We start from the raw sequence: 19,427 nt of genomic DNA, 5'->3' as shown, positions 1-19,427 counted from the left end.
GCTTATCTTACCTCGTATATACAAACAAGCTCTATGGATGTCTTTTCTCTTTGCTTGTAGTTTTTAATCACTATTGTCTAAATTTTATCACATTATGTCAACTAATTCAACCTCATTTAAGAAGTCATTAATCACAACTGAAGCCAAAATAAGCCCTGCGCTTGAAGGTACAAAAGAACAGCTGCCAGGAGGTAGTTTACGTCCACTAGATTTTATTTCATCGGTCCCTGAGTAATCTGGAATAATTGGTGTTTCATCTGAAAATACCACCTTTAATTTTTTAATCCCCCTTGCTTTAAGTTCTCTTCTCATCACCCTGGCAAGAGGACAAACTTCCGTCTTATACAAATCCGTTACTTTCAATCGAGTAGGATCGAGTTTATTTCCCGTCCCCATTGAAGCAATAATGGGGATTGCTCTCTTCTGTGCTTGGAGTACAAGCTCAATTTTTGAGGTAACCATATCAATGGCATCTATGATGTAATCCACCTGTCTAGAATCAAAAAAGTCATCTGCATTATCGGGTGTGATCATTCGGTTTACTGCATCCAGTTTTAGTTTTGGATTGATGAGCATTAGGCGGTCTGCCATTGCCTCAACCTTGATCTGCCCAATTGTATGATCATTTGCATGTATTTGTCTGTTAATGTTGGTCATATCAACTGTGTCATAATCTACAATAGTGAGCTTGCCAATGCCAGATCGAGCGAGTGCTTCCACTGCAAATGAACCTACTCCACCGACACCGAACACAACCACATGCTTTTGTTCCAATATTCTAAGTTTATTTTCGCCAATTAAAAATTCAAACCGTTGAAAGCGATGCTTCATCTAAACCTCCAACGAATATTGTTCATAGAGTTTCACAATCTCGGTTAAGATATCCACTGTTTTTTCCATGGATTGTATGGAGATGTATTCATATCTACCATGAAAATTATGTCCACCTGTACAAATATTTGGACATGGCAGCCCCATATAAGAAAGTCGTGCACCATCTGTGCCACCTCTAATGGGAACGATAAGAGGCGTAACTTCACAATTTTCCATTGCCTTTTTAACCGTCTCAATCAGATGAAAATGGGGTATGATTTTCTCTCTCATATTAAAATATGAATCCACTATTTGTGTTTCAACAATATCCCCACCATATTTTTGATTCAGAAAATGCGTCACGTTCATAAAAAGTGTTTTTTTCTCATCAAATTTTTTGAAGTCATGATCTCTTATAATATAAAGCATTTGCGTTTCTTCAACCGAACCATGAAAGTCATTTAAATGATTAAACCCCTCATAGTTTTCTGTAAATGAGGGCACATCAAATGCTGGTAGCATTTGATTAAATTCCATAGCGATCAAAATGGAATTTACCATTTTGCCTTTTGCTGATCCAGGATGTATATTGGTTCCATGAATAATCACTTTTGCTGATGCCGCATTAAAATTTTCAAATTCGAGCTCTCCAAGTTCGCCACCGTCTACAGTGTAGCCAAAATCAGCCTTTAACTTTTCGAGATTGAGCAGGTCAGCACCTCTACCCACCTCCTCATCGGGCGTAAATGCAATTTTAAGAGGACCATGAAGTACTCCATCATGTTCAAGCAAAAACTCGCATAAGGTCAAAATTTCAGCAATCCCCGCTTTATCATCCGCCCCAAGAAGTGTTGTACCATCCGTAACAATTAAATCTTGTCCTTTATAGTGTGCCAGATGATCAAATTCATCAGGTGACATTTTGATGTCTAACGTTTCATTGAGCACAATTGTTCCACCATCGTATGCTTCAATAATTTGGGGCTTAACATTGGTACCAGATAAATCTGGCGATGTATCCATATGTGCTATAAGTGCTAAACTCGGCGCCTTATCATTAGGAGAATTCGAAGGAATTTGGCCATAGACATAGCCATTCTCATCCATTTCAACATCTGAAATACCCATTGCCTTCATTTCAGAGACAAGAAATGCACCAAGTTTCTTTTGTTTATCAGTAGATGGGCAACTTTTCGAGTCAGGATCAGATTTTGTATCAACCGACACATATTTTAAAAAACGTTCATGTACTTTTGTCATAAGTACAACCTCCTTATTTGCATTAAATTTGCTTTTACAACATCATCATAAGCCTGTATTAATTTCATGATAACATGATTCGATGCAGAATTATATTTCATTTCGTTCACGAATTCAATTGGCAAGACACCTATTGAGGTTCCCGAAATAAAACAGCCCTCATATGTCGCCAGAGTTTCTTCGTAAATATCGAGTTCAACATACTTCAAACCTAATTTTTTAAACAAATCCATGAGTTCAAGTCTTGTAATGCCCATTAAAATATCAGCTTCCATAGCAGAGTAAATCGTATGATCCCTTAAAAAAAATAAATTGGATTTGCTGCCCTCAGCAATTTTTCCCACTTCATCTTTAAGGATGATTTCATAAACCCCTGAAGCCTCTTTTAATGCTTTAATCTGATCCAGATAGGACTTGTTAACAACTTTGGCATGGGGATTTTTTCTGACGATACAAGCGGTTTTAACTTTGACACCTTGCTCATAAAAGCACTTGTCCAAGTATTCAGATTTTACCATAAAACAGATCATGACCATGCCTAAATCCGTAAGACCATATTCAATCCTAATATTATTATTTTTCAAACCAGTTACTTTAACTAAGGTTCCAATTTGATAAAAGATCTCTCTGTCGTCATAGTCGCACTGATAGTGGACAAGTTCTAATGACTTTCGAAATCGCGCCATATGCTCTTGAAAAAATAAAGGTGTTCCGTCTATAATTCGAATGACTTCATAAACAGGAGATTGAATGTACTTTATCTCTTCATTTAAACCCATCAACTCGCCATTCTTTATAATCATTATATGACATTGATTATTCATATTCCCGTATTGTGATTGACCAAATGCCCCTCACAGCTCCCTTCCTGATAAATATTTTTCATGTGGTTCTGCAGTTCGTTCTCATCTCATAGGAGTAAAAAAGCCTTAAGCATATCCCAATGACTTTTACTTTTTATTAAATTATAAGCCTTCCCTTTAAAATAATAAACCCTTATCCATTAAATTTGCAACGATTCTACAAAAAAGAGATGCTCAGATCATTGTCTAAACATCTCCCTAACAAAATAATTTTAATCTGTTCTAATCGCTTCAAGTGCACTGAGTCTAGTGGCCCTTACTGCAGGATAATATCCTGCGAGGAGTCCGATTATAGTGGAAAATCCCAATGCCGATATTGCCAACCACACGGGGATATCAGACAACATCTGAGGCCCATAATAACCGGAGTCTCCATTCATACCTGAGAGCACCGTGTTGATTAAGAAGGAGGCCCCAAAACTTACGAGTACACCAAATACCCCCCCAATAAATCCAATCATAGCCGCTTCAAATAAAAATAATCGTTTGATATCCCTGAGCTCAGCGCCAATAACTTTCATGACTCCAATTTCTTTTGTTCGCTCATAAATGGACATCACCATAGTATTGGTAATACCAATGGCTGCTATAAAAAGGGACACTGCACCGATTCCACCTAATACGGCTTGCATGAGACCCGATGATTTCTTTTGCTGTTCAAGCGCGTCCGTAAGACTGTATGCTTCAAATCCCAGGGCTTTAACCTTTTCTTGAACTTCTTGAACATTGTCAATTTTATCTACATTGACTTTCATCTCATCGTACTTATTCTCTTTTTGTTGGCTCTTTCGTCTGCTATTGCCTTTATTGGTATCGTTATTATTATTTTTATTCTTGCGATCAAATTCTTTTTTTATTTTCTCAAAAGTGTCATAGTCCATAAAAATGTCCCATGCATAATCCCAATTCTTTTCAGAAGTGATGCCTGTTGGCGTAACAATATAACCTCTTGGTCTCTTGTCACTGTAGTTTGATGTTGGAATCATTTCAATCTTCGTATTAAAAATATCAATCTCAGGAGATTGTCCATTGTAATTTCTTGATTTAGGATCATAAAATTCCTTCGATGCTTGAAATCCAAATAGGACTTCATTGTGTCCTTCTAAAGTCGGCAAAACACCTTCGCTGAGTTCAATATCCATAAGCGCCAGCTTATTGAAATCCACTGCTTTGACATTGGACCAGCTCTCATATCTACCTGCAAAAAACTTAGAATCAAATCGCTTGAATCCAATAGCAAATTTTACATGATCCATGGATTCTACAGATTCTATCATGGCATCATCTAATACAACTTTATCCTTTTCACTTGAAAGGCTTGATGAAGAATCAGAGGAGGACACCATCATGCTTCCATAGTCTCTGTTCGCTTGGACTGTAATCATGGTCAAACTGCCGTATTCTTCAAGTTGTTGCTCAAAGGCCTTTGTCATACCAAGACCTAATGACACCATAACCACAATCGCTGCGGTTCCAATGATAACGCCTAAAACCGTCAGAACAGTTCTCGCTTTTCGCCTTAGCAGGTTTTTTATGCCCATAATTGCTAAGTCTATATTACTCATCGAGTGCCTCCAACTCCATCTTTAATTTTCTTTTTTTTCTTCTCTTCCTAATAATAAAGACACCTACAACAACTACAAGCGCAACAACACCGATGACAATTTTGGTCACAGGCAAACCTGATTGGGGCTCCTCCATAGGAAATTCTTCATTCATATTGAAATCCATATTGCCAAATTCATCAAATGCCGGTGCCGCAACAACTGTATAATTAAAAGGTTCTTCGTGCGTTGAAACATTTCCGAGTGCATCTTCAAAGGTATATACGAGCTTGCCTTCAAACGTTCCCTCTTCATTCGCAAAAGCTTCTGCGCTGTAATATTCGCTTCTTCCCGCTTCAAAATTGCCTACAAAATAACTGCTACTGCTACTTTCTGGACCTTCAAGTTTAACCATTGTGTTATACATGGTTGCTTTCCCCATGTTGTAAAATTCTTGTTCTATATAAAAGGGTTGACCTACATAATTTTCAAAAGGCACAATGAGTTCCGCGGTTTCAAGACGAACAGGTTGCGCCACGGCAACACTTAATGCTTCAGATTCTTCAAAAGGTTTTTCCTGTGCATCGTAAGCATTTCCCTTGCCATCTTCATATACCATTTTAATGGTCAGCGGATATATTTTTACGGAAGCATCAATTTTTGTTTTTAATTGAATATTGTGCTCATAAATTTCCCCAGCTGCAATTTTGGGAATAAAAAATGAACTTGATGAATCCACTGGTGTAAACACATTTTCTTCACTGGATAGAGTAACCTTTATATTTTTTGTATCACTTGCTGTGCTTGTATTTTTAATGAAGAGTTTTAAATTATAGGGTTCACCTGCTAAAACATGCTCCCCGCCATACTCATAATTTTCGATGATCAATTTCGGCTTGCTGGTTCCAGAGGAACCATCCACAATGAGTCCCACATAATCTTGAATGGTTTGCGCATTGTCTTCCGTATCACCATCGGCAATGTATTTTACACTGATATAGCCACTGTAACTATCCGATTTGGTATCGCTTTTTGCCATTAAATTAAAGGTCACAATACTTGTTGCACCTGGTTTTAAGTTTTTGACAACTTTTTTTGAAGTGGATTTGGAAGTAAACTCCGATGGATATTCAATGCTTGCCTCAGCTTTTTCTAGAAGTATATCGCCCTCATTTACAAGCTCACAAGAAACTTCAAAGGGTTCGTTTGGAACAATGACTTCTGGTACCTTTATATTTTTTATGGCCAGTTCCGCACCTGAAGTATCATTCCCCTCCACACTCATATATATTTCAAATTCCTTTTCATAAGTACCGCCGAATTCATCAATGTATTTCGCTTCCACCTTGTAAGGATAAATACCCGTCTTTGCTTTAGGGGCACAAACAACATTGAAATAAACAAATTCTGAAGATTCCTTGCCAATCATCACAACCTTTTTCGTATCAACATCTTTGTCTAACATTAAATTGTTCACACCAAATCCAGAAATTTTTAAAATGATATCTTTAGCAACCATAGTGCCTGAGTTCACTAGCTTGATCCCTATTGCATCAGAATTTCCTGGTTTAAAAACATATTCGGGGCCAACCGTTGTATACGCACCAAGTATTGGACCTACAGTATTATTTTCAATTTTAACGTATACTTTTCTTGTTTGCTTGTAAACCGTCCCAAAGGCATTTACATAATTTAAAACCAAATCAAACTCATACAATTTGGACTGAGCAGTCGGACTCACTTCCACATCAAATTCCAACTTCACAGATTTTTTTACCTCAACCGAAGGTACATACTGGGTTAAATTATTTAAATCTGTTCTAAATGGATGCTCCCCTGAAAGCTCAACATCCATATATAATGCAGTATTATAAGTCTCATTTTTTAGTGTAAGTTTAAAGGTTCCCTCCTCACCTGCCCTCATAACTTGAATCTCTTCTGTACCTTCTAATACAATATAAGGCTGGTTCATATCAAGAGCCATACTCACCGGCAACATCATATTAACTATTAAAATCATTATCATTAATAATACACTTTTTTTCATAAATTGTATCCTTCCTCTTTCTTTATAATTTCATTCCTTTTTTTAAATCAGGTGCTTACTTTTGCATCTTCCAAATGTTCATCATATTGAACTTCATAAGGCAAGATATATTTTTCATATACATCGTCATTTTCCCGATTGTCAATTTTCTGAATATCACCATCTCTAATGTGGATGACTTTATCTGCATACAGGGCAACTTCCGGATCATGCGTTACAATAACAATAGTCTGCTGCTTTTCCCTTGCCATTTTCCACATGATGTGCATGACTTCAATAGATGTCTTCGTATCTAAGTTCCCTGTGGGCTCATCTGCAAATATAATTTCAGGCGTCCCTACAAAAGCTCTAGCAATCCCAACACGCTGTTGCTGTCCGCCACTCATCTGTGTTGGTCTATGCTTATAACGGTCTTTGAGACCTACCATGTTTAAGTATTTTCGTGCTAATTTCTCTCTATTTATTTTTGAAAAACCTCTAAAGATAAGGGGCATTGCAACGTTTTCAAGGGCAGTCAATGCACCCAAAAGATTATAGGACTGAAATATGAATCCAATGTGCTTTTGTCTAAAACGAGCCAATTGCTTCTCAGTCATTTTTTCTATGCCGACACTTTTAATCTCAATAGAACCTTTAGTGGGTTTCTCCAGTCCTGCCATCATATTCAAAAGTGTTGATTTTCCAGAACCTGACGTCCCTAAAATACAACAAATTTCGCCTTTATAAATAGATAAATTTATCTTATTGAGTGCCACCACTTTCTCAGATCCAATTTTATAGACCTTTCTAAGATCTTTAACTTCAATAATCAGTTCTCCCACGAACACCCTCCTTTCTCTTTTATATCCACACAATTATTATAATTTAAAAACACTTTAACAGAGCATTCTAAATTTTGATAGGATTTATCCCCTTAAACATTTTTCCATACCCTTGCTAGCATATCTTTTTGTTATGTCCTTTGTGTGAACTTTTACAGCTGTTTTGAATCTATTTTTCTTAAAATTTCATTAGAAAAAATTATAAATCATTATTATAACGTTTAATCAGGTTGATTTAAATTTCATATGTGAATACATTGCCATCACCATTGAGACGCAAGATGATCGAATTAAGTTCCTCTTCATTACATATTTTAAAGGGATGTTTCCCAAACAATTCAAATTGATTTTAGAAAGCATCCCTTTTATGAACTCAGATTTGATGACTCAATATAAATTTTTCCTATATTATCATTTAACAGCCACGCTTCTACATTGAAATTGTTCTATCATAACCCTCTTTTTAAAACCACTGCATCCACTCTGACGCATTGAAATAAAGCGTTAGAATTAAAGCTAAAATACCACAAATCATTCCGAATAAGTAGAATCTATCTCTCCTTTTATCTCTTCTATAGCGCTCGAGTTCATATTCCCAAGCAAATTTCTGTGAATCCTCCCGGTTTAAAGCTTCCTCATAAACCGAAGACACATCTTTTCTAACTGAAGATGATTTTTCACTAAACGGTTCCTTGGCGGATACATTTTTTTTATTGTTTTGAGCTTCTTTTAAAATTTCTCTCTTTCTCTTCTCAAGCTCAAGTTGTTCCATTAAAGCTTTATTCATAAATTTGTCCTCAATTCACATTTTTTAAAGATGTTTCTTCTAACTTTATAATATGCGCTTTTTCGAAATATTTCAATTGATGCGCGTGACATGTCAATAAAATTACTTGACGTTCTTTAGAGATTTCTTCAATAATATTCTGGGTAGTATCCAGTCTCTGATGATCCCAATTTATGAAGACTTCATCCAACACAAGCGGCAATTTATCATCCCCTCCATTCAGACTGTCAATAACAGCCAATCTGAAAGCTAGAAAAAGCTGATGAATTGTCCCTTTACTAAAGGCTCTTGAAATCGAATAAATTTCTGAACCCATTAAAAATTGAAGTTCAAATTTTCCACCTTGCTCGCTGATCAAAACCTCTTGATATTTGCCATTTGTAATGCGTCTCATATAGTCACTAACTCTTTGTAGGATGTCAGGTTGATTTTCTCTCCTAAACTTTTCATCTGCAAATTTCACGACTTCACACATGACCATTAATCTATTGCGTTTCGCCATAAGACTTTCAACTTCTTCTTGTAAAAATAGCAACTGACTCTCGAGCTCATCCATCTGAAAACTTTCTTTGAGAATAGAGATATCCTTTTCTAGATTATTCTTTTCAATTGAAATTTCCTGAATTTCATGTGTAAGCTCAGAAACCGTCTTACTTATTTCCTCTAAATACATTGTGTTTATCAATGGCTTTGACTCATATGCCTCGTATGCTTTTACCAATTTATCAGAAAATGTCAATTCCTCTTCAAAAACTTTAATACGTTTTATAAGCTCGTTATTGTCATGATAGTTTTTAAATCCTTGTTCTAAATTGCCCTGGCCCAAGTTCAAAAAATTCATCTCAAGTTCTGATAAGCGATCGTTTTTAGCCGCTCTCTTTGTTGTAAGAGATTTTATTTGCTTGTTGAGTTCGTTAATTTCATATTCTATGAGCTCTTGCGCCTTTGCTTTTTCCATTACTTTTTCAAGCTTTAGGCTGATCATGTGCACAAAGAGCTTAATATTATTGCCCTGATCTAAAGCGACAAACGATAAAACTTCTCTTAATTCTGCTTCAATTGTCGACACTTCGCTTTTTATCATTTTAATGTGCACCTCAGTTTGCGTGCGTTCAAACAATAGAGCCAGAAGCTGTTCCAACTTTGAAATAAAAGAAAGCGAAGCATCTTGCCAAACGTATTCTGGCAAAGGCATAGGATCAAATAACGCTATTAAGGCAGACTTAATGGGTTCAGATTCATGCGCTGTACCACTTATGTTTCGATTAGAAATGTAGCGGCTTAAAGCAAATCCCAAGAGAGCAGTTCCCAAAAATCCAAGTGGCATTAGAGATGAGAAAATAAGAGCAATTGTCATCATCCCAATGCCAATAACAATTAAAAGGTAGTCTATAGCTCTTTTCTTCCCATTGAATTGAGGGACTGGTCGTCTTGAAATTTCAAGATATTTGTACAACTCTGTTTTTATCTCCAATGGATTTAACTTTGCCAACTGTTCTTCAGATTCAACCTGATACGGCAAATCAAACATCATTTGAAACTGATATTGAATGAGATCGCTTTTTTTACTGAGTTCCGTGGTGAAAATTTGAAGTTGACCCTCTAATTGTTCAAGTTTCGCCAATTGACCTTTTGCATATTGAACGCTGTCAGCATTCTTCAGTATCGTTTGAGATTCATCTGTAAACGCAATTATGGATTTTTCCAACTGGCTTTTTTCATTTTCCAGCGCTAGAATTTCACCGTCAAATTCTATAACGTCTTTTTTTAACATCATACAAAGATCATAAGCATTATCTGCAATAACTTCATGCCATTCAAAATTGACCAATTGTGTTTTTAAAAAGAGAATTTTTTCTATTTTTTCTTTAATTGGAATGAGCGCTTGAATCTCTTTATACTCACGCTCGATCTCTCTTTTTTGAAGCATGGCGCGATTCATTTTGCCTGTAAGTTCTTCAACTTGAACATTCAATTTTGAAATTTCATCATAACGCGCATCTAGTTCAATGCGCTTTTTCATAATCTCTCTAATTTCAGCTTGCTTTTGGTTAATGAGAGGATTCCCTCTCTTATCTTTGCGCCAAATGCTGTTAATTTCATGCTCAAGCTCGGACACAATATCGCTTGTTTTTCTAAGATAATCCATACCATAATTAAAAATTAAATTTTCTTGAATGCTCTCCCATGTTTCATCTTCTAAATTCGAAAGATGATCCGAGGTAAAATGAAAAACAGATGCATATAGAGATTCACTGATGCCAGAAGTCACTTTTAACGCATCATTCCTGCTATTTTCTGTAAAATTCTTTGACAGATTGGTGAGTACAGCCTTCGGTGAACTCATAAGGCGTCTATTGATCCAATACGAATCGCCCTCTGCATCAAACCAAGCAGAAAAATCCAAATCATTCGTATCCCAATTCACATAGGGGTGACGTTCTCTAGACTGCGGTGAAATCCCATAGAGCAAATTCAATACGCTATTAAAAATAGTGGATTTTCCAGCTTCATTCTCGCCATAGATCAAATTCAGACCCTTGTCAAAGCAAATGTCTTGATTTTTAAGTTTTCCATAAGACTTGTAGTGTATTTTTTTTATAATCATATTTTGCCTCTTATAAAATAATCAATGAGGTCATCTTCAGCAGATTCTAGAATACTTTGAATTTCAGAACATTTTTCTCTATATGTCATTTTAGCATCAAAAATAGGGAGTTCTAAAAGCCTTTCTAACAAAGGCTCATTTTCATTTAAATGCGATGCAAGACTGAGAGCTTCCGACAAAACCGTCTTCTCTTCTAATAGAGCTTGTTTATCCACTATGACACTCACTGAAAGCAACTTTATATCCACATTTAAAAGACCTATTTTTCTCTTGATTAAAGAGCTGAGATACTCTAAATTTTCACTTTCTTTCAAAACATGTGCTAAAGGCGTTCGTCCTTCAAGGTTAATCCTTAAAATTAACCGATTTGAACTTCGATCTATATCTGAAATCTCTTCTGAAACAAATGCCAAAAGTGCTGTTTCAAGATCATGTAGGGACTCTATGCCCTCTGAGAGTTCAAAATCAAACGCCTCCCATTGAACTTCGTTAAATGTTTTTGGCGTTATTTCAATGTAATCCTTCTTAAGTTCAATGAGAAGACCACCTTTATCACCAATTTCTTTGTAATTAAGCCCCTGAATATTGCCCGAATAAGCAATGCGTTCTGATAATAATTGTTGTATGTGAATATGGCCCAATGCAAAGTAGTCATATTTTAAAGCCTCTATATCTTCAAGTGAAGTTGCCATATACTGTTCTTTTGCCCCCACTGAAAAAGCCGAGGGTACACTGGCATGTCCTACACCAAGCCATAGATGATCATTATTTTTTCTTGGAAATTGTTTAATTAAATTGCGCTTCTCATTTTTAGATTTATGACCACAACCTACAATTTCAAGAATATCTCCAGAAGACATTTCCACTTGAAAATGCTTGGGTTCATCACTGTCAAAATAATAAAAAAAAGGTTCTTCCTCAAATTTTTTTAAAAATGGAGCCGTGTTCATCGGATCATGATTTCCAGTCGTGTAGAACAAATACTTTTTAGCGTGAAATAATTTTTCAAACAACATCAAAATAATTTGCTCGAGTTTGAAGGGCATTTTATCATTGTCCAAAAAATCTCCCGATAGTATAACACCATCTAAATCTTCAGAAATGGTATATTCAATTGCCCTCTCAAAAGATTTAACAAGGCCTTCTTTGAGTTGTTCTCTGACGACATTTTCTTTGCTGGCAAATCCTGTATTTAAATGTATATCTGAAATATGAAGTAATCGAATCATTTTGTATCACTCGCTTTCTATACTACGATTATAATTCAATTCCCACGACCACGCCATAAGATTTCAATATATCAGGAAGATTTAGTGCTTTTTTATCATTTTTCCACTACATCTTGAGTATTTATTCTAATTTTATTGAAATTGTATTGTTGTATTGCCTCATTATATTATATAATAAACTTGAGTTTACTATATTGGAGGCAAACCTATGAATCTATCGAATTTTAGAGTAGAAAAATTAATTCACGAAGATTCATTCCAGCGATTTTCCACAGGCTATCTAGATGATGAGCCTGCTGAAATAAATCTTATATCAATTAAGAATCCTGCAAGTATTTTAACAACCACGCGCTTATTGATTGCAGATCATCTATATAATGTCCTTGATGTCTTTGAAGAACAAAATGAACTCCATATTGTGTTGAGACACCCCTTAGGCATACCTCTTGAAACTTATCTTGTTGATCCTGATGGCTCATATGATCAACGCATTTATTTAGGGTTGAGTTTACTCAAAGCACTCAATAAATACGATACCTTTTCAAATGCAATTAAATATCAACTGCTGGAAGACGACCAAATCTTAATTCATAATGGCGTCATATGTTTTAAAGAACTGATTGACTATACAACAATTACACATCATAGTTTTAAGGATGTCATTTTTAGGAGTGCTCGATTACTGGAACGCCTTGTTCAGCCTGAAACAGATTTTCATCAGCAATTCATTGACAACCTTTTGATTGGAAATCATCATTACTATACGATCTCTGATCTATTGCAAGATTACAAAGATATCTTCATTTATGAGAAGCCTGAAATACTTACTAAAATTGCTTATGAGTATCATCTCGTTCTCGAGCAAAATAACCAAGGGAGTTCTCTCTCAAAGACTTCTGAAGCAATTACACATACGCAACCTCTTGATTCAGATTCAAATTCACCTGAATCTTTAATTGACATCGATATCGCTTCAACAGATCCTATTGAAAAGGTCCAATCAGAGGAAGCGAACGACGGAGAAGATGAATCCACACCATTTGATGCCTTAGCTTCTAGAGAGGACCCATTTGCAGAAAGCGAACTGCTCAGAAGTGAACTTTCAAAATTGCTTTTCACAGAAGAAGTTACACTTACGATGAATACACGTACATTGCCATCTATTGACGATATGGATGCTACTTTTGCCGAGGTCAGACGTGCTCATAAAAATGCAATGCCTGTGGAAAATACTAAGCAGACTGCAAAGTTTCCTGAATGGGATGATGAGCAACTGGTTACTGAAAGCGATACACTATTGGAAGACCTCTTTACTGAAGATGAACCGGAACCAAACCATTGGAAGAAGATTTTATTGTCCGTTGCAGTACTCCTCACTCTAGTGTTGATTATCTTCTTGGCCAACAAGTTCCTTTTCCACAAGGATACTGAATTAAGGGCCAGTTACGAAATCAATACCTTGGCAGATAATCGCGTGGCATTTGTGAATACGAGCTCAAACCTTAAAAATTTAGATCTCTGTGAATGGACCGTTTATTATGATGATAAGCTTATAGAAACTTACGAAGCGGAAAATTTTTACCCCATCTTTGATACTGAGGGTAAATACAAAGTTGTCCTTCGCGTCATGGATAAAGAAGGCAATTGGAGCAAAGAATATAAACAAGACTATGTGTATACATCCGATTCTAAAGCACCTTCAAATAGCAAAGGCAATTAATCTGTAAAGTAGAACTGATAGAAGTGGCGTTTTCTCGTCCGCCCTCTTCCTTCAGTTTTTTTATTTATGTCTCCTGCCCTTCCCTTAAACTGTTGAAAAAAAAGATTTTATAGACTATAATCAATGAAGTCGAAGAGAGATAGATAGAAATTAAAAATGAGGTTAATTGAAAATGAAAAGTTTATCAGGTGCTATGAGAAAGACAATAGAGACATACGGGTTAATCGCCGAAGGAGACCGCGTCGCGGTGGGCTTATCGGGTGGAAAAGACAGCATGGCATTATTACGTCTTTTAAAGCGATATCAAAGTTTTAGTCCCTTTAAATTTCATTTGGAAGCACTCACCGTAGACATGGGCTTCAATAATTTTGATTTAGAGGCAGCAAAGGCATTTTGTCTTGAACTGGATGTTCCCTACACAATTATTAAAACAGATATCGCAAAAGTCGTCTTTGAAATTCGGTATGAAAAAAATCCATGTGCACTATGTGCAAATATGAGGCGTGGTGCACTTGCTCAAGCGATGATCGAAAGAAATCTCAATGTATTGGCATTGGGACATCACGCTGATGATGCACTGTCCACACTGTTTCTGAATATGCTCTATTCTGGGAAAATGAATACTTTGGAATATAAATCCTATCTTTCGCGTACAAATATCCACGTGATCAGACCTTTTTTAGATGCTTCCGAGGCACAAATTGTCGGTACAATTCACTCAGAGAACATCCCTGTATTGAAGAGTCCGTGTCCCATGGATAAACATACAAAACGCGAAGAAGTTGCCGATATGCTAAAAGCACTCTACAAGGAAGTCCCAAACAGCCGCAAAAATCTTTTAACAGCCATGCGAAACGAAAATCAATGCAATTTGTTTGTGACGAAGGCACTTTCCAAATAAAGAACAGTGCTTTAGTGAATTTATGACATCATAATCTTTCTTAACATTGCAATAAGGCTATGCTGAAAACTTTTTTAATTTTCGACATAGCCTTATTTTGGGAGGTCGTTATTTTGAAAAGATCACCACACATCACTGTAATGATTCTATTCTCCGTATAAGTTTTTATTTATATCAGTTCCGCCAACGCTTCTCCTATCTGAATAAGATCAATACCCTTGGTAAAAGTAAGACAAGTTCCAGAAGGGAATCTTGTTTTTTCAACCCAATGCGTTGGAATTGCTTCTAAACCATACTTAGCGCCCAATATAGCACCTACCACTGCACCAATAGTATCTGCATCTCTTGCAAAATTTCCTGCCAAAATAACGCCTGTTTTAAAATCTTTATGCGCCATCTTGAGACATGCAAATGCAGCTGGAATTGCTTCAGCCGTAGTTGCCCAGGTACTAGCTCTGAGCGCATCGTGAAGTGGCATCCAGGCATCAATAATAGAACCTTCTGCCTGTTCCACAATTTCAAAAGCAGTATTCATAGCTGCAAAAAGCCATGAATCTTTTGGAATAACGGACATTGCAGCTGCAATAATCTCATCTATAGTCCCATCAACCATTGCCACTGAAACCGCTGCTGCAACAGCTTGTGCGCCCCAAATACCATCTGCGTAATGACTAATTGAAGCATCAATTTCAGCCATTTCAGCTGCTTTTTGAGGATCTCCAGCACAGATAACACCCACAGGTGCAATTCTCATTGCAGAACCATCACTCATATGAAATGTGCTGTATTTTCCTGATTCAGGTGGCCTTATGCCTCTTCTGAGATTATTAGCGGCTGAGACTTCACTTGCACCACCTCTTTTGAATTCATCCTGAACAACCACATCTTCAAACCAAGCTTTAACCACATCTTCTGTAGTTAAATTGCCTTTGCATCCAATCAATATTTTAGCTGTCAGCAAAGCAAACTCCGTGTCATCTGTACTCCACGTTGCACCACTGTTAAAATCCGTTGTAATGCCATAATTTTCACGATTACTCTGCATTCTAGAGGCATCTCCAAACGAATCACCAATTGCAAGACCACAAATGCAACCAGTTGCTTTACTTCTTGCCAATGTTTTATTTTGCTTTATTTCAGATATTGAAATCATATTCTTCTCCTTAAAATGTCTCTACTTCTAAATTGCCAAATCCACATCTTCCACACTCATAAAGCGCATAACCGACCATACCATATTTTAATACATGATCCACACAACTGAGTGCTTCCCTACCATCTATTTTAAAAATCAATTGATCTCCTATTGCACTAAATTCTATAGGATACTGCTCTTCAAATTCCCATGCATAATCCATGTAAGCAAGCACTTCTAATTCATGATTGTGTCTTAAAATGGCAATGCCTTCCTTATAGAGTCCTGCATAATAACCTTTTAAAGCCCCTTGAACTCTCAATGAAATGAAATGCATCTGACCAGTATGCGGTTTTATACTCCCTTTAACACAAATATCTTTAGAATAATAGTTGCCTGTCATCGCCTCTGCATGCTCCAAACACATGGCCTCCATAAGACCTGCCTCTATTTGCCACGCACCATGATTATGAGAAAAAGGCGTAATGGATGCCAATTCTGCCGACTGTTTAGAGATATCTATCGTATAATGCGCTTTACCAGAAATAGAAAACTCATCGATATAAAGGCAACCAAAATCTTTATTCTTTGCAGGTGAATTTGCCTCGAATAAGAGGCCAATCTCATCAATCATGCTCCCACCTAAATCAGGGATCACAAATTGGATTTCATGCCAGAGTTCATCTTTTAGAACTATGCCGCCTAGCAAGACATCTGCCTTCGTATCAGTGTTTCTAACATACGGATTGATGATAATACTCTCACCGCTGAACTGTTTTAAACTCACCATCATTGAAACGATTTGACCTGGATATGCTGTTGGAGAGAATACAGGCATATATCTTTCATCATCAAAGTCGAACCGCCTGTAGAAAGGCTTGTAGTAAATTTTTGAGCTTTGACCTCTAGACATCCTATCGAATAATATTTCCAATGAGCCAGTGCCCTTATAGGCTATTCGATCACTATGTCTTATACTGCAAAACGTTGGATTGGAAACTCTAAAATTGTGTGTGGCACCACTGAGCTCAAAATCAAAGTAGATTTCTCCCGCCCTATAACTTTCTAAAAGCGATTTTGGTGCCGCCACACCAGATTGTTCATATCCAATAATTGCAATCTCCTTCACATAAGTGGGTATATCCAAGATATTTAAATAGCCTGAAATACCCGACAGCACCACTGAGTCATTGATGGGTTTTCTATAATGCATACCCACTTGTTCAAGTCCACCTGCAACACCCATAATCGTGCCAACATTACCTGCGTTACAGTCTGTATCCCAGCCACACATGGTTGCAATCTCAACCGTTCTGTTAAAAGTCTTACCATAGAGCATGGAGAGTACACAAACACCTGCATTCGGAATAATGTGACAGACACCAGTGTATTTGTCATAGCCCCAGTGATCTTGTAAAAATTTTAAGCACAATCTAAAATCCTCCGGATGCGCCTCGTGAAATTGCATCACGGCTCTAACCACTTCAGCATAAGTCGAACTTTTTGGAATTTGTGAAAGACCAGCACTTACAATTTCCAATACATCAGAAGTCACATAAGCCTTAGAAATACACGCTGCAATAAAAGCGGCACCATATTTTCCATTAAAATCGTGAGAAACACTGGCGGCAATACTTGCAAATTCAGCTGCTTTCTCAATTTGATCTGGAAAGATAAGCCCCCAAGTGTCAATAAAGATTTGCCCGCCGATCTGTTCGGACATTACAAGACCATTTGTGCTTGCCGAACCCGAAAGCGGTGCTGAAACACCTCTTTTTAAGTTGAGATAAGCCGTATGTTCCGTACTGACGCCATATCCTCCCCACCAAAACATACCAACGCCCTCGCGCGTATAATTAAGCCATGCATTTGCAACATCTTGAGGCGTCAATGAGTTCTTGTTTTCACGATCTGTAAGTGCCCTTAAGAAGTAAACGGGCCCATTCACATCATCATCGGCTGCAAAATTCTTAAAGGGCTTGACATAGTCTTTAATGTCCCCATAAAAGCGTTCAATTCTTTCACTGGTCCATGCAGTGGGTTCCACAGGGGCACCCAATCTTATACCAATATTCATACCTAGAAATCCCGCATAGGTTTTTTCAAGATAATTTTCTGGAATCATAATTCACCTCTTCGTTATGAAGTACCTCCCTCTGAATCGTCAAAGGGAGGCACCGAGTTTACTGTAATTGCTCTTGTAAATAGACACTGATTTCATCGCCACCAGCATCATTCCATTTTTTAACGAATTCGTCAAAACTGTCAATGCTTTTTACGCCGCGAATGATGTCCGTAGAGTACTCCGTATACAACTTGTCCATACCATCTTTAAGGGGCAATAAGTCATTTGGCAACACGACATTGATATCGCCATAGTAATATTGACCTGCCGCCTCAAGAGAGTCCACTGCTGGTTTGGTTAAAACCTCACCTTCTACAACAGATAGGTCTAATCCGTTCAATGTCGGCCAGAATTTTGCCCACCATTCAGGGAATTTATCTGTTAAAACATATTTGCCATTAGACTCTTTGTAGTGAATATCTTTAAGGCCTAATTTATCTAATTTTCGACCTTCTTTACCTGCCATGAAGTCCAGAACTGCCCATGCTGCATCTTTAACGGTGGAATCGGCATTAATGGCAAATCCTCGTGATTCTTTAGTGACATCAATGGATTGATATGCTTGAGAAATGCCTTTAGCTGGTGGCAGTACGATAAGTTCTGCAGAATCGCCATTGGTTTGAATCATTTTATTGTTATAGACGTTTACAACATCCCCAGCAGTTCCCGATACAAACCCAGCTTTACCTTCATAAAATGCTTGTTCCATTGTATCCCATTGTTTTGTCACATATTCTTGATCCAACAGGCCTTCTTTATATAATTTGGCATAAAATGCAAGTTTATTTTTTTCAAATTCAGTTGCCTTAGAATACACAAACTTGCCTTCAACATTCATAATCGTGCTCGTTACACCAAATGCATGATTGAAAACACTGTCAAGTTTAGCAATACCGCCATCCGTTGTCACAGGATATTCTGCAAGCCCCTTGTCCTTAATTTCCTTAAAGAGTGCGTAGTAATTATCTGACGTTGGGTTTTCTAAAAGCACTTTGCCACTGTCAAGTTGATTAAACCAATCTGTTCGCATTACAGGTATCTGAACTCTTGCTGGTGCCAGCCAAAGAAGATATGGATAATTCTTAACCTTCTCTATTTGATGCATTTCCATAATGCCCTTAATATTTTTGGAATTCTCAATATATGATGTTAAATCCACCAGCATATCTTCCTGTGCGATTGGTAAATCGCCGCCTTGAAAATAAATGATATCTGGCGTGATTTGACCTGTTCTAAAAGCGATTGGCACAACATCAGCGTATTTTCCCGCAGGTGCTTCAAGCACTTCCAACTCAATATAGTTGCCCTCAAGTGCCATGCCCTTTTCAATTTCAGCCACTAAGCTCTGAACATTTTCCTCTGAAGGGACGACATCTTTACATAGAAATGTCACATGAACAGGTGCATCAGCTGTACCAATACCTGCTGTCTCTTTATTGGCATCAGTTGGTGCCGTCTCATTCGTTGCTGCTGGTGTTTGTTCAGGTGCCTTTTCATCTGTTGATCCACAGCCTATGAGCATTGATGAGATCAAAATCAAAATTAAAATCATACTAAATAACTTTTTCATCTTA

General features: G+C 37.1%; 14 protein-coding genes. 2 read left to right on the top strand and 12 right to left on the bottom strand.

The genetic code is table 11. The features are described from left to right. Nucleotides 1-87: 87 nt before the first annotated feature. The 9 genes from ISU02_RS06695 to ISU02_RS06655 all read right to left on the bottom strand — a co-directional run bounded on the left by ISU02_RS06695 (nucleotide 88) and on the right by ISU02_RS06655 (nucleotide 11,972). Nucleotides 88-831 carry a tRNA threonylcarbamoyladenosine dehydratase gene (locus ISU02_RS06695; RefSeq protein WP_194701034.1) on the bottom strand — a complete coding sequence of 248 codons (744 nt, stop codon included), beginning with the start codon at nucleotides 829-831 and terminating at the stop codon, nucleotides 88-90. Further along, the gene (gene pepT, locus ISU02_RS06690) at nucleotides 832-2,073 is read right to left on the bottom strand and encodes a peptidase T (RefSeq protein WP_194701033.1); all 1,242 of its coding nucleotides are present in this window, start codon (nucleotides 2,071-2,073) and stop codon (nucleotides 832-834) included. Next, entirely contained in the window at nucleotides 2,070-2,852 is a 783-nt protein-coding gene (locus ISU02_RS06685; RefSeq protein ID WP_207736210.1) for an aminotransferase class IV, read from the bottom strand. The genes pepT and ISU02_RS06685 overlap by 4 nt, the downstream gene beginning before the upstream one ends. A 296-nt stretch (nucleotides 2,853-3,148) precedes the next feature. Then, nucleotides 3,149-4,501: an ABC transporter permease gene (locus ISU02_RS06680; RefSeq protein WP_194701031.1), complete on the bottom strand. Its 1,353-nt coding sequence runs from the start codon at nucleotides 4,499-4,501 to the stop codon at nucleotides 3,149-3,151. Then, nucleotides 4,494-6,527 carry a COG1361 S-layer family protein gene (locus ISU02_RS06675; RefSeq protein WP_194701030.1) on the bottom strand — a complete coding sequence of 678 codons (2,034 nt, stop codon included), beginning with the start codon at nucleotides 6,525-6,527 and terminating at the stop codon, nucleotides 4,494-4,496. Before ISU02_RS06675 ends, ISU02_RS06680 begins: the two co-directional genes overlap by 8 nt. Before the next feature lie 47 nt (nucleotides 6,528-6,574). Beyond that, a complete protein-coding gene (locus ISU02_RS06670) occupies nucleotides 6,575-7,348 on the bottom strand; it encodes an ABC transporter ATP-binding protein (protein ID WP_194701029.1) in 774 nt (257 codons plus the stop codon). A gap of 463 nt (nucleotides 7,349-7,811) precedes the next feature. Beyond that, nucleotides 7,812-8,135, bottom strand: a complete 324-nt coding sequence (locus ISU02_RS06665) for a hypothetical protein (protein WP_194701028.1) — start codon at nucleotides 8,133-8,135, stop codon at nucleotides 7,812-7,814. Between the two features lie 10 nt (nucleotides 8,136-8,145). Then, nucleotides 8,146-10,743 carry an ATP-binding protein gene (locus ISU02_RS06660; protein WP_194701027.1) on the bottom strand — a complete coding sequence of 866 codons (2,598 nt, stop codon included), beginning with the start codon at nucleotides 10,741-10,743 and terminating at the stop codon, nucleotides 8,146-8,148. Then, the gene (locus tag ISU02_RS06655; protein WP_194701026.1) at nucleotides 10,740-11,972 is read right to left on the bottom strand and encodes a metallophosphoesterase family protein; all 1,233 of its coding nucleotides are present in this window, start codon (nucleotides 11,970-11,972) and stop codon (nucleotides 10,740-10,742) included. Before ISU02_RS06655 ends, ISU02_RS06660 begins: the two co-directional genes overlap by 4 nt. Nucleotides 11,973-12,180: 208 nt before the next feature. Between ISU02_RS06655 and ISU02_RS06650 the strand changes: the two genes are divergently transcribed. Together ISU02_RS06650 and ISU02_RS06645 are read left to right on the top strand one after the other, a co-directional pair. After that, nucleotides 12,181-13,692, top strand: a complete 1,512-nt coding sequence (locus ISU02_RS06650; RefSeq protein ID WP_194701025.1) for a hypothetical protein — start codon at nucleotides 12,181-12,183, stop codon at nucleotides 13,690-13,692. Between the two features lie 172 nt (nucleotides 13,693-13,864). Next, the gene (locus ISU02_RS06645; protein ID WP_194701024.1) at nucleotides 13,865-14,593 is read left to right on the top strand and encodes a tRNA lysidine(34) synthetase; all 729 of its coding nucleotides are present in this window, start codon (nucleotides 13,865-13,867) and stop codon (nucleotides 14,591-14,593) included. 169 nt (nucleotides 14,594-14,762) lie between these two features. On the opposite strand, the gene ISU02_RS06640 is transcribed toward ISU02_RS06645, so the two are convergent. The 3 genes from ISU02_RS06640 to ISU02_RS06630 are packed head-to-tail and all read right to left on the bottom strand — an operon-like array spanning nucleotide 14,763 to nucleotide 19,423. Beyond that, nucleotides 14,763-15,746, bottom strand: a complete 984-nt coding sequence (locus ISU02_RS06640; protein ID WP_194701023.1) for an ADP-ribosylglycohydrolase family protein — start codon at nucleotides 15,744-15,746, stop codon at nucleotides 14,763-14,765. Nucleotides 15,747-15,756: 10 nt separating this feature from the next. Beyond that, nucleotides 15,757-17,853: an ADP-ribosylglycohydrolase family protein gene (locus ISU02_RS06635; protein ID WP_194701022.1), complete on the bottom strand. Its 2,097-nt coding sequence runs from the start codon at nucleotides 17,851-17,853 to the stop codon at nucleotides 15,757-15,759. 58 nt (nucleotides 17,854-17,911) lie between these two features. Beyond that, nucleotides 17,912-19,423, bottom strand: a complete 1,512-nt coding sequence (locus tag ISU02_RS06630) for an extracellular solute-binding protein (protein ID WP_194701021.1) — start codon at nucleotides 19,421-19,423, stop codon at nucleotides 17,912-17,914. Between the last annotated feature and the right edge of the window lie 4 nt (nucleotides 19,424-19,427).

It is taken from the genome of Fusibacter ferrireducens, assembly GCF_015352425.1.
Lineage (GTDB): Bacteria > Bacillota > Clostridia > Peptostreptococcales > Acidaminobacteraceae > Fusibacter_A > Fusibacter_A ferrireducens.
Note: the sequence above shows the minus strand (reverse complement) of the source record. Positions and strands in the feature narration are given on the sequence as shown.